At 66.2% G+C, this 11,898-nt stretch carries 8 protein-coding genes; 5 read left to right on the forward strand and 3 right to left on the reverse strand.

The features are described from left to right. The first annotated feature begins 185 nt into the window (after positions 1–185). The 5 genes from OXQ33_RS04560 to OXQ33_RS04580 all read left to right on the forward strand — a co-directional run bounded on the left by OXQ33_RS04560 (position 186) and on the right by OXQ33_RS04580 (position 9,161). On the forward strand, positions 186–2,447 hold the full coding sequence (locus tag OXQ33_RS04560) for a beta-glucosidase (protein WP_267433509.1): 2,262 nt from the start codon (positions 186–188) through the stop codon (positions 2,445–2,447). A 138-nt stretch (positions 2,448–2,585) separates the two neighbouring features. Further along, on the forward strand, positions 2,586–5,837 hold the full coding sequence (locus tag OXQ33_RS04565; protein WP_267433510.1) for a TonB-dependent receptor: 3,252 nt from the start codon (positions 2,586–2,588) through the stop codon (positions 5,835–5,837). 60 nt (positions 5,838–5,897) lie between these two features. Further along, the gene (locus OXQ33_RS04570) at positions 5,898–6,602 is read left to right on the forward strand and encodes a SapC family protein (RefSeq protein WP_267433511.1); all 705 of its coding nucleotides are present in this window, start codon (positions 5,898–5,900) and stop codon (positions 6,600–6,602) included. After that, positions 6,595–7,632 (forward strand): cupin-like domain-containing protein, encoded by a 1,038-nt coding sequence (locus OXQ33_RS04575; protein ID WP_267433512.1) that lies wholly within the window; start codon positions 6,595–6,597, stop codon positions 7,630–7,632. Before OXQ33_RS04570 ends, OXQ33_RS04575 begins: the two co-directional genes overlap by 8 nt. Continuing rightward, a complete protein-coding gene (locus OXQ33_RS04580; RefSeq protein ID WP_267433513.1) occupies positions 7,629–9,161 on the forward strand; it encodes a tryptophan halogenase family protein in 1,533 nt (510 codons plus the stop codon). The genes OXQ33_RS04575 and OXQ33_RS04580 overlap by 4 nt, the downstream gene beginning before the upstream one ends. Before the next feature lie 64 nt (positions 9,162–9,225). Here OXQ33_RS04580 and OXQ33_RS04585 read toward each other — a convergent pair whose 3' ends face one another. The 3 genes from OXQ33_RS04585 to OXQ33_RS04595 are packed head-to-tail and all read right to left on the reverse strand — an operon-like array spanning position 9,226 to position 11,886. After that, positions 9,226–9,900: an alpha/beta fold hydrolase gene (locus tag OXQ33_RS04585; RefSeq protein ID WP_267433514.1), complete on the reverse strand. Its 675-nt coding sequence runs from the start codon at positions 9,898–9,900 to the stop codon at positions 9,226–9,228. A 35-nt stretch (positions 9,901–9,935) separates the two neighbouring features. Further along, the gene (locus tag OXQ33_RS04590; protein WP_267433515.1) at positions 9,936–10,580 is read right to left on the reverse strand and encodes a YjbE family putative metal transport protein; all 645 of its coding nucleotides are present in this window, start codon (positions 10,578–10,580) and stop codon (positions 9,936–9,938) included. Positions 10,581–10,584: 4 nt separating this feature from the next. After that, complete coding sequence (locus tag OXQ33_RS04595; protein ID WP_267433516.1) at positions 10,585–11,886, reverse strand: CitMHS family transporter; 1,302 nt, start codon at positions 11,884–11,886, stop codon at positions 10,585–10,587. Positions 11,887–11,898: the final 12 nt, after the last annotated feature.

The following is an 11,898-nucleotide window of genomic DNA, read 5'->3' on the forward strand; positions in this document are numbered from 1 at the left end:
CACTATCGACGGCCGAAAACGACGTCGGCGGATTGACCGTTGACATCGTTGTCAGTCTTGCGGAGAACGGCGACCGAAAACGGGAAGACCGGGAGAGGATCATCATGCCGACGATGTGCGCCGCGCATCGCATCGTGTCCGATGCGCCTCGACCGGGTTTCCCAGACCCTGTTCGGAGCGCCACCATGTCCTATCGTCACGCCCTTGTCGTCGCGCTCCTGGCGGGGGCCGCGCCGGTCGTCACTTCGGCGCAGCAAGCCCCGTCGCGGCCGCAGGCGACCGAGGGCGCATGGCGTGACAAGGCCGCCCCGGCGGTCGAGCGTGCCCGCGCCCTGGTCAAGGCGATGACCCGCGCCGAGAAGCTGGCCTATGTCCACGGCCTGTTTCCGCCGATGACCAAGGAACGCCATGCCGACATGATACCCTCGGCCGGCTATGTGCCGGGCGTGCCGCGCCTGGGCATCCCGACGCTGCGTGAAAGCGATGCGAGCCTGGGCGTCGCCAATCAGGTCGAACAGCGAAAGGGCGACACCGCCACCGCCTTGCCCTCCAGCCTGGCGACGGCGGCGAGTTTCGATCCCGCCATCGCCTATGCCGGTGGAGCGATGATCGGGGCTGAGGCGCGCGCCAAGACCTTCAACGTGCTGTTGGCGGGCGGTGTCAACCTGACGCGCGATGCGTGGAACGGGCGGAACTTCGAATATCTGGGCGAGGACCCGCTGCTGGCCGGGATCATGGCTGGCGCGTCGATCCGCGGTGTCGAGTCCCGGCACATCGTGTCCACGGTCAAGCACTTCGCGCTGAACGCGCAGGAAACCGGGCGCAACATCCTGGACGCGCGCATCGACGAGAAGGCGTTGCGCGAAAGCGATCTGCTGGCGTTCAAGATCGCCATCGACGGGGGGCGCCCCGGATCGGTCATGTGCGCCTATAACAAGGTCAATGGCGACTATTCCTGCGAGAACCGCTTCCTGCTGACGCAGGTCCTTCGCGACGAATGGCGCTATCCCGGCTTCGTCATGAGCGACTGGGGCGGCGTCCATTCGACCGAGAAGGCGGCGCTGGCCGGGCTGGATCAGGAATCGGGACAGGAACTCGACAAGCAGATCTATTTCGGCAAGCCGCTGGCCGATGCGATCGCCCGCGGCCGGGTGCCGGAAGCGCGGTTGGATGAGATGGTCACGCGGATCCTGACCGGCGTCATCGCCAGCGGGCTGTATGACGATCCGACCCCCGCGACCGCCCAGCCCATCGATTATGCCGCCCATGCCGATGTCGCACAGCGCGCGGCGGAGGCGGGGATCGTGCTGTTGAAGAACGACCGCGATGTCCTGCCGCTGGCGGCGACGGCGCGGCGGATCGTCCTGATCGGCGGTCATGCCGATGTGGGCGTCCTGTCCGGCGGCGGATCGAGCCAGGTTCGCTCGGTCGGTGGCGCGCCGATCGAGATTCCGCTGACCAAGGGGGCGGCTGCCTCGTTCGCGCGGATCACCTATCACGCCTCCTCGCCGCTGCGTGCGATGCGGGCGCTGGCCCCCGATGCGCAGATCAGCTTTGTCGATGGCAGCGATCCCGTGGCGGCGGCGGCGGCGGCCAAGGCGGCCGACATCGCGATCCTGTTCGCGACCCAGTGGCAGACCGAAGCGCAGGACGCGACCTCGCTGTCGCTGCCGGATAAACAGGACGCGCTGATCGCGGCGGTCGCAAAGGCCAATTCGCGCAGCGTCGTCGTGCTGGAGACGGGCGGGCCGGTCCTGATGCCCTGGGCGGATCAGGTCGCGGGGATCGTCCAGGCTTGGTATCCCGGCCAGCGCGGCGGCGAGGCGATCGCGCGCGTCCTGTTCGGTCAGGTCGAAGCCTCGGGCCGTTTGCCGATCAGCTTTCCGGCCCGTGCCGCACAATTGCCCCGTCCGCAGCCGGTGCTGCCCGCCGGCGTGACTGCGCTGACCGACGCGTCGAGCAACGCGGGCGTCGTCGACACCGGCGATCTCGCCCCGTTCCCGGTCGATTATTCGGAAGGAAGCGATGTCGGCTATCGCTGGTACGCCGCGCGCGGCGACCGGCCGCTCTATCCGTTCGGCTATGGCCTCAGCTACACGCGCTTTCGCTTCGGCGATGCCCGGTTCACGGGCGGCGCGGCGCCGGCCGTCGAAGTCGCCGTGACCAATATCGGCAAGCGCCAGGGCGTGATCGTGCCGCAACTCTATCTGACCGGTACGGGGCAGGGGCCGATGCGCCTGGCCGGGTTCCAGCGGGTCACGCTGGCACCGGGCGAGACGAAGAATCTGGCGATCCCCGTCGACCCCCGGATCCTGGCGCGCTGGACGGCGGGTCGTGGGTGGGCGGTCGCGCCGGGCCGCTATCGCCTGACGCTCGCCACGGACGCGCAGAGTCCGGTCGCGAACGGTGAGGTGAGTGTGGCGGCGGGGGCACAGTCGCCCGGTTGATTGATCGGGGCGCCGCGCCGTCGCGGCAATTCGATTGACACCGATGTCGGTCGGTATAGCAGTGAACTATAAAGAAAATAATTAGCCGAAATCATCGGCGCACACGCGGCAGAAAATCGCCGCAACGGGAGAGGTGGGATGAAGGGGAAGACGCTTGCACGCGTGCTCGTGCGCTCGACATCGGTTCTGGGGCTGACGGCGGGATTGCTGCTGGCCTCGCAGGGCCAGGCGCAGACCGCGCCGATCGATCCGCAACAGGGTACGCCCCAGGCCGATACCGGCAGCCAGACACTCCCGCCGGGTGAGGCGAGCCCGACCAATCCCCAGCCCGAAACCAGTTCCGGCGACATCGTCGTCACCGGCGTTCGTGCCTCGCTGGAACGCTCGATCGCCATCAAGCGCGATTCCAACGGCGTCGTCGACGCGATCAGCGCGGAGGATATCGGCAAGTTCGCCAATACCAACCTTGCCGAGTCGCTCCAGCGCATCACCGGCGTTTCGATCGACCGGCGCAACGGCGAGGGCTCGACCGTCACCGTGCGCGGTTTCGGCGCGCAATATAACCTCGTCACGCTCAACGGTCGCCAGTTGGCGACGTCCAACATCGTCGCGGTCGGCGGCGACCAGGGCGGTGACGGCGCGGGCGGCTTCGGACGCTCGTTCGACTTCTCGAACCTCGCCTCGGAAGGGGTGAAGACGCTGGAGGTCTACAAGACCGGGCGCGCCGCGATCCCCTCGGGCGGCATCGGCGCGACGGTCAACGTGGTCAGCCGCCGCCCGCTCGACAATGCCGATACCGGGCTGGTCGGGTCGCTGGGCGTCAAGGGCAGCTATGACAACAGCTCGGCCGACTGCATCGACTGCGGCGCGCGTGTCACGCCCGAAGCGTCGGGCACGGTCAGCTGGTCCGACAGCGAAAAGCGCGTGGGCGTGTCGCTGTTCGGCAGCTACCAGAAGCGCAACTTCAGCTTCGCGAGCGTGGCGCCCGACAATTGGAATATCCGCTCGCTTAACGATTTCCTGAACCCGTCCAACGGTTTCGTGAACGCGGCGACCAAGATCAACAACCGCCCGACCGGCAACCCGCTGGTGTCGGTCCCCAACGACTTCCGCTATCACTTCTCCGAGGCCAGCCGCGAGCGGATCAACGGGCAGGCGATCCTGCAATTCCGTCCGACCGACACGCTGACCTTCACCGCCGACGGCCTTTATGCCCAGTTGCGGCAGTCGGAGCGTCGATCGAGCCAGTCCAACTGGTTCAACCGGCCGTTCAGCGAGGTGACGTTCGACGATGCCAGCAACGGCATCGCCACCACCGAATTCCTGGCGGAGTCGATCAACGGCGTGAAGGATGCGGCCTATGAACAGGCCTATCGCGCGCAGAAGAACCGGCTGTACGATGTCGGCGGCAACATCGAATGGAAGCCGAGCGACCGCTTCACCCTGTCGATCGACGGTCATATCGGCGAGGCGCAGAGCCTGCCCGACAATCCCAACGGACAGACCTCGACCACCGTCGCGATCAACGCGCCGGTCGTGACCGGTCATACGCTGCGCTGGACCGATCACGGCTTCCCGCAGCAGACGCTGACGATCAACGACGGTACGCAGAGCACGACCCCGACCGGCCAGTCCTTCATCAAGGGCAATAATAACGGCGTACTGGACGTCGGCGATCTGGCGAGCGCGGTGCAGCGCCAATTCGCCTCCAACCAGACGCAGCGGATCCGCGAATTGCGGGCCGATGCCGCCTGGGACTTCACCGACCAGATTCGGCTCGATGCCGGTGCCGATTATCGCACCACCACCACCCGCCAGACCCAGTTCAACACGCGCCAGGTCCTGGGCGACTGGGGCAACTCGCTGCCGCCCGATATCGCGCGGCTGGCACCGGGGCAGGTCTTCCAGTTCTGCAACACCTGCAAGTTCGAGCATAACAATCCGAATGCCGATGCGAACACCCAGGTCGCGTTCCGCACCGAGGATGCGACCAAGCTCTACAACACGCTGTACAATTACTATTCCGGCGTGACGAATGACGGGGTCGACCACCGGAACAATATCGACGCGAACAGCGACAATTCGGTGCGCGAGAATATCTGGTCCGGCTATCTTCAGGCCAGCTGGAACGGGCAGGTGTTCGGCCGCAACGCGCAAGTGGTGGCGGGCCTGCGCTACGAGAATACCAAGGTGCGCGCCGTCTCGCTCCAGCCGGTGCCGCTGGCGATCGTCTGGACGGCGGACAATGACTTCGTCGTTCAGAACAGCACCGACCAGCAGGCCATCTCGGCGCGCGGATCCTATAGCAACTGGCTGCCCGCGGTGGACGCCAAGATCGAGGTGATGGACAATCTGTTCGCGCGTGCTTCGTATAGCAAGACGATCTCGCGTGCGCCCTATGGCAACCTCTTCGCCTCGACCGGCGTCGGTGCGCCGGGGCGACCGACCGCGATCGGTGGCATCGCGACGGGATCGTCCAACAATACCGGCTTGCTGCCGCTGTCGTCGGACAATATCGACCTGTCGGTCGAATGGTATCCGCGCAAGGACGTCTTCCTGTCGGCGGGCTTCTTCGACAAGCGGGTGCACAACTTCATCGGCAACACGGTCGTCAACCGCAACCTGTTCGGCCTGCGCGACGCGACATCGGGGCAGGCGGGCACGCGGTCGGGCACGGCGCGCGAGCAGCTGACCAACACCTTCGGCGCCGACATCACCGACGTGAACCTGTTCACCTATACCGCGCTGCTCCAGCAGAATGCGGGCAATGTCGCGGCGGCCAATGCGCAGTTCGCGGCCAATTACAATACGCAGAGCCGCGCGCTGAACCAAGGCTTCGTCGACTCGATCCTCAGCCAGGTCGACATCAGCCCCAATGCCAGCGATCCGCTGTTCAACTTCGCGGTGAACACGCCGATCAACAACCGCGACGCGCATATCTATGGCGTCGAGCTGGCGGGGCAGTATTTCTTGGGCGAGACGGGCTTCGGCGTCGCGGCCAGCTACACGCTCGTCCGTGGCAATATCGGCATCGATATCGCCGCCGATCCCAGCGTGAACACCTTCGCGCTGGTCGGCCTGTCGGACACCGCCAATGCCACGCTGATCTACGACAAGAACGGCATTTCGATGCGCCTGTCGTACAATTGGCGCGACAAGTTCCTGAGCGATATCAATCGTGGCGGCGATCGCAATCCGGTCTTCACCGCGCCCTACGGACAGCTCGACCTGTCGATGAGTTTCGACCTGACGCCGCGCTTCGCGCTCGGCTTCGAGGCGATCAACCTGACCGAGGAGGGCGTCCAGACCTATGGCCGCGACCGCATGAACACCTGGTATCTGTCGGAAGGCTCCGCCCGCTATCTGGTCGGCGCCCGCTATCGCTTCTGATTTCGCGAAACTCGGAAGGCCGCTGTCCCCCCCGCGGTCTTCCGGGTACATGGGGCGATCATGGCCGCACCTGTTCTGCTCAACAATATCGACCATCGCGACCTTCGTGTCGCGATCGGTCATCACGCCCGTTTCGGCGATGCGATCAACCAGACGCGCGTGTTTCCGGCCGAGTTCGAGGAGCTTCAGCGCGAATATGCCATATTGCTGCGGCGTGACGAGGGCGGTGCGCTATATGCCACCATTCTCCTCGGCCTCGACCCGGACGAGAACCTGTTCCTGAAGGGCGACCACTGGGACGCGCGCTATATCCCGGCGACCCGTGCGCGCGGGCCGTTTTCGATCGGTCATGACGCCACGGGCGAGCCGATGGTCTTCATCGACCCCGAGCATCCGCGACTGACCGCCGAAGGCATCCCCATTTTCCGCGAACATGGCGGCAATGCGCCGCTGCTCGACCATGTCTCGGCCATGCTGCAACGCATTTATGAGGGCGTGCAGACCGAGCGGGCCATTTATGACGCCTGGACCGCGCTCGACCTGCTGACACCCGCTGTCCTGCAACTCGATCTGGACGAGGGGCGGCGGTACAATGTGCCGGATTGCCTGACGATCGACACCGCACGGCTGGCGACTCTGGAGACCGGGGCTCTGGGCGATCTCCATGCGCGCGACTATCTGCGCCCGGCATTCTGGATCGCGTCCTCGCTGGGCAATCTGCGCCATCTGATCGATCGCAAGCTGGCCGGCGACGCACATGGCTGACCGCCTGCCCGCCGCGCGTCCTGCCCGCGAGCTGGCGGACACGGATGCGCCCGACCTGGCCGCGCTGGTCGAGCGCAACGAGCCGGTCATCCTGCGGGGCTATGCTGCGGACTGGCCGCTGGTCCATGCGGGGTGGGTTTCGCCCCAAGCGGCGGCCGACTATCTCCTGCGCTTCGATCGCGGGCGGCCGGTGACCGGCTATGTCGGGGACGCGGCGATACGGGGGCGTTTCCACTATGACGAAACGGTCACCGGACTGAATTTCCAGACACAGACCCTGCCCCTGCGCGCGTTCCTGGCGCAGTTGCTGGAGGGGGGCGACGGGCCGGGGGATGCGCCCGCGCTCTATATGGGGTCGACCGATCTCGACGCCTATCTGCCGGGTTTTCGCCTGGAGAATGATCTGATCCCGTCCGACGGGCTGTTCCACCGTCACCCGCCGCTGGCCAGTATCTGGATCGGCAACCGGACCATCGCCTCGGCGCATTACGACATGGCGAACAATGCGGCGATCTGCGCCGTCGGCCGACGCCGCTTCACGCTGTTTCCTCCCGATCAGATCGGCAATCTCTATCCCGGGCCGCTCGCCCCGACGCCGGGCGGACAGGTGGTCAGCATGATCGATTTCGCGCGGCCCGATCTCGATCGCTATCCCCGTTTCGCCGATGCCATGGCCCATGCCGTGGTGGCCGAGCTCGAACCCGGTGACCTGCTGATCTATCCGGCGCTGTGGTGGCATCATGTCCAGGCGCTGGAGGCGTTCAACATCCTCGTCAATTATTGGTGGAACGTCGCGCCCGACTATCTCGACACGCCGATGGATAGTGTGATGCATGCGATGCTGTCGCTGCGCGACCGACCGGCGGCGGAGAAGCAGGCCTGGCGGGCGATCTTCGACCATTATGTCTTCGGCGACGGCGAAGCGGTCGTCGCCCATCTGCCCCCGGCGGCGCACGGCCCGCTCGCGCCGCTCGACGAGGCCATGGCGCGGCGGCTTCGCGCCTATCTTCTGCAAAGGCTGAACCGATGAGCCATCCCTATCCGCCGACCCGTGTCGTCATCGCCGGGGGCGGGACGGCGGGGTGGCTGGCGGCGACGGCGCTGGTGCGGCAGTTGGGGCCGCTGGTCGATGTCACGCTGGTCGAATCCGACGAGATCGGCACCGTGGGTGTCGGCGAGTCCACCATCCCGACGGCGCGCAGCTTCCATGCCTTTCTGGGCATCGACGAGGCCGCGTTCATGAAGGCGACCCAGGCGACCTTCAAGCTGGGCATCGCGTTCGAGAATTGGGGGCCGGGCGGCGCGCGTTATTTCCACCCGTTCGGAACGGTCGGACGATCGGTGGCGATCGCCGATTTCCAGCATTTCTGGCTGGAGGCCAGGCGGCACGGCTTTGGCGGCGCATATACCGACTATTCGCTCGAAACGCGGGCGGCGGAGGCGGGACGGTTCGGTCGGGACGAGGCGGGAACCCTGGCCTATGCCTATCATCTCGACGCCACGGCCTATGCCCGTTTTCTGCGCGGTATCGCCGAACCGGCCGGGGTGCGCCGGGTCGAGGGACGCATCGCCAGTATCGAACGCCACGCCGAGGGCGGCGACATCGCCGCGCTGCATCTGGTATCGGGCGAGCGGGTCGAGGGGGGCCTGTTCCTCGACTGCACCGGCTTTCGCGCATTGCTGATCGAAGGTGCGCTGGAGACCGGCTTCGAGGACTGGAGCGAATGGCTGGCCTGCGACCGTGCGTTGGCGGTCCAGACCGAAGCCGTCTCGGCCCCGGTTCCCTATACCCGCGCCATCGCGCACCGGGCGGGCTGGCGCTGGCGCATTCCACTCCAGACGCGGGTGGGCAACGGGCTGGTATATGCCTCGGCCGATATGAGCGAAGACGAGGCGATCGCCACGTTGCTGGCCGGGATCGAGGGTACGCCGCTGTTCGAGCCGCGCGCGCTGCAATTCCGCGCCGGGATGCGCCGCCGGGCGTGGAGCCGCAATTGCGTGGCGCTGGGGCTGGCGGCCGGGTTCATCGAGCCGCTGGAGTCGACCAGCATCCATCTGATCATGATCGCGGTGATGCGCCTGATCCAGGGTTTCCCGTTCCAGGGTCAGGACAGCGCGGCCCTTCGGACGCGGTTCAACGCCCAGTCGCGTCACGAATGGGAGCATATCCGCGACTTCATCATCCTGCATTATGCGCAGACCGGGCGGACGGACTCGCCATTCTGGCAACGCCGCTCGACGATGTCCGTGCCCGAGACACTGGCGCAACGCGTTGCGCTGTTTATCGAAAGCGCGGGAGCCTGGCAGGGGCAGGACGATCTGTTCAAGATCGATTCCTGGGTCTCGGTCATGCTGGGGCAGGGCCTCATTCCAAAAGCCCACCACCGCATTCCGAGCATGCTGAGTCCTCAGGCCCTGCATGATTCCCTCGCCGGCCTGGATCAACAGCTTTCACGGCAGTTGCAGACGATCCCGGACCATCTCGCCTTCATCAAGGGGTATTGCGGGGTGATGGCTCGGCCCGACGTCAGGCATGATCCGGCCCACGCGCGCTTCTGACCGGACTTCACTGACCGAGATTGGGCCAGTGGCACTGCATGACTATTGCGGCGCCCGACCCGAGCTATCGGTCCTGAACCCTTTGCCATTGCAGCCAGTCCCGCAAAAGCATGGTCACTTCGCCGGGGCGCTCGATGGGGGCCAGGTGGCCGCAGTTGCGAATTTCGTGGAAGCGCGCTCCCGGGATATGCTCCGATAAGGCGCGGGCATCGGCGGGCAGGCAGATGCGGTCGCGGTCGCCCACCGCGACCAGCGTCGGCACATGAACCGCCGCGATGGCGGGGGCGATGTCGGGCCGGGCGTGGAGCGCGCGCTGCTGTCGCTCGAAAACGGCCGTGCCGACCCGCTCCGCCATTGCCTGTACGGGTCCGCTGACGATCGCACTCAGGGTGGGATCGGCATGGGGGGCGGTGGCCAGCAATCCCTGGTCGGCGACGGTGCGCGGGCGCATCCGCATCGAGGCGCGGGTGCCGAACAGCGCCACCCGCTGCACCCGCTCGGGCGCCTGGCGGATGATCTCCAGCGCGACATAGCCGCCCAGACTGACCCCGGCGACCGCGAAGCGCGGCGGGGCGTGGGCCAGCACGCGCGCGGCCATCGCCTCCAGCGTGTCGTCGACGGTCAGGTCGCCGAGCATCGGATGGGCGATGTCGCTCAGGTCGACCACTTGCCGAGCCCAAAGCTGCCCGTCGCATCCCATGGCGGGCAGCAACACCAGGGGCAGGGCGTTTCGGATCATGTCGAAAGTCTCCTGGAAAAATGGGGGGAAATGGATCAGGCGAACAGGGTGAGCAGGCCGCGCGCCGGGTCGGTCAGGCCTTCCCAGATCATCTTGCCGGCGACCCAAAGGATTACGAGCAGCCCGACATAGGCCAGCCAGCGATAGCGCTCGATCACACGCGCCAGCACATTGGCGGCAAGACCCATCAGAGCGACCGACAGGATCAGACCGATGGCAAGGATGCCCGGATGATCGCGCGCCGCGCCCGCGACCGCCAGGACATTGTCTAGGCTCATCGACACATCGGCGACCGCGACCGCCCAGGCGGCGGCCCAGAAGCGGCGCGGGGCCTGACTTGCCAGAGGATCGCCCTCGTCCGCTCCGCCGCGCAGTTCGCGCCACATCTTCCATGCGACCCATATCAGCAGCAGCCCACCTACCAGCACCAGTCCGACGATCTGGAGCAGCTGCGTCACCACCAGCGCGAAACCGATGCGCAGGACCAGGGCGGCGACGACGCCGACCAGGATCACCTTGCGCCGCATCGCCGGAGGCAATCCCGCCGCCAGCGCACCGACGACGATGGCGTTGTCGGCGGCCAGCAGGACGTCGATCATGACGACCTGGACAAAGGCGGCCAGCGCGGCGGGTGTACCGATGGCGGAGAAGTCGGCGACGATATGCTGCCAGATGTCCATCGGATCAGCCCACCAGCGGGAAGGCGAGGACCGCCATCCCGACCAAGGTCATGACCACGCACACCACCGCGGCGGGGACCAGCGTGAAGCGCTGATGATCGGCGAGATCGATGCCCGCCAGGCTGACCAGCAGATAGGTCGACGGCACCAGCGGGCTGAGCAGGTGAACCGGCTGGCCCATCAGCGAGGCGCGGGCGATCGCCATGGGCGACACGCCGTAATGCGTCCCCGCCTCGGCCAGGATCGGCAGCATCCCGAAGTAAAAGGCGTCGTTGGAGATGAAGAAGGTGAACGGCAGGCTGAGCATCGCGGTGATCGGCGCCATATACGGCCCCAGCACCGGCGGAATGAAGCCGACGACTTCCTTGCTCATCGCCTCGACCATGCCGGTGCCCGACAGGATGCCGGTGAAAATGCCCGCCGCGAAGATCAGCGAGACGACCGACAGGACGTTGCCCGCATGGGCGGCGATCCGCTCCTTCTGCTCGGCGACCTGCGGATAGTTGACGATCATCGCCACCGCAAAGGCCAGCATCATCAGCACCGACAGCGGCAATATGCCCGAGACCAGCCCGGCGATCAGCGCCAGGGTTAGCGCGCCGTTGAACAGACGCAGATGCGGGCGGCGCGCCTCGGGGAATTGCGACACGGCCATGCCGGTGAAGGCGGTCGGCTCGTTGGACTTCACATGGCCGATGCGGCGGCGCTCCTTGCGACCGAACCAGATCGCCAGGCCGATCAGGAAGGCCAGCCCCGCGATCATGCCGGGGATCAGCGGCAGGAACAGGGTAGCGGGATCGAGCTTCAGCGCACTGGCGGCGCGTGCGGTCGGCCCGCCCCAGGGGCTCAGGTTCATGATGCCGCTGGTGCTCATGAGGAGGCAGCACAGGTACAACCGGTTCATGTCGTACCGCTTGTAGAGCGGCAAAAGTGCGGCGATGGTGATGATGTAGGTGGTCGACCCGTCGCCATCCAGGCTGACGATCGCACACAGCACCACCGTGCCGATCAGGATCGCCATCGGATCGCCGTGCACCACGCGCAGCAGGCGGTTGACCAGCGGATCGAACAGCCCGGTATCGGTCATGATCGAAAAGAACAGGATCGCGAAGAGCAGCATGACGCCGGTCGGCGCAAGGTTCTTGATACCGTCGATCATCATGTCGCCGAGGCCGGAGGCGAAACCGGCGATCAGCGCAAAGGCGGTCGGCACGACGATCAACGCGACCAGCGGGGTCATCCGCTTCGTCATGATCAGCGTCATGAAGGTGGCGACCATCAGGAAGCCAAGCAGGGCAAGATCCATCGAAGGATGCTC

This window comes from Sphingomonas sp. GM_Shp_1 (assembly GCF_026540895.1).
Taxonomy (GTDB): domain Bacteria; phylum Pseudomonadota; class Alphaproteobacteria; order Sphingomonadales; family Sphingomonadaceae; genus Sphingomonas.

Coding starts and splice junctions, on each gene's coding strand:
- OXQ33_RS04560 (WP_267433509.1), top strand. CDS start 186: ATGTCCTATCGTCACGCCCTTGTCGTCGCGCTCCTGGCGGGGGCCGCG.
- OXQ33_RS04580 (WP_267433513.1), top strand. CDS start 7,629: ATGAGCCATCCCTATCCGCCGACCCGTGTCGTCATCGCCGGGGGCGGG.
- OXQ33_RS04570 (WP_267433511.1), top strand. CDS start 5,898: ATGGCCGCACCTGTTCTGCTCAACAATATCGACCATCGCGACCTTCGT.
- OXQ33_RS04575 (WP_267433512.1), top strand. CDS start 6,595: ATGGCTGACCGCCTGCCCGCCGCGCGTCCTGCCCGCGAGCTGGCGGAC.
- OXQ33_RS04590 (WP_267433515.1), bottom strand. CDS start 10,580: ATGGACATCTGGCAGCATATCGTCGCCGACTTCTCCGCCATCGGTACA.
- OXQ33_RS04585 (WP_267433514.1), bottom strand. CDS start 9,900: ATGATCCGAAACGCCCTGCCCCTGGTGTTGCTGCCCGCCATGGGATGC.
- OXQ33_RS04565 (WP_267433510.1), top strand. CDS start 2,586: ATGAAGGGGAAGACGCTTGCACGCGTGCTCGTGCGCTCGACATCGGTT.
- OXQ33_RS04595 (WP_267433516.1), bottom strand. CDS start 11,886: ATGGATCTTGCCCTGCTTGGCTTCCTGATGGTCGCCACCTTCATGACG.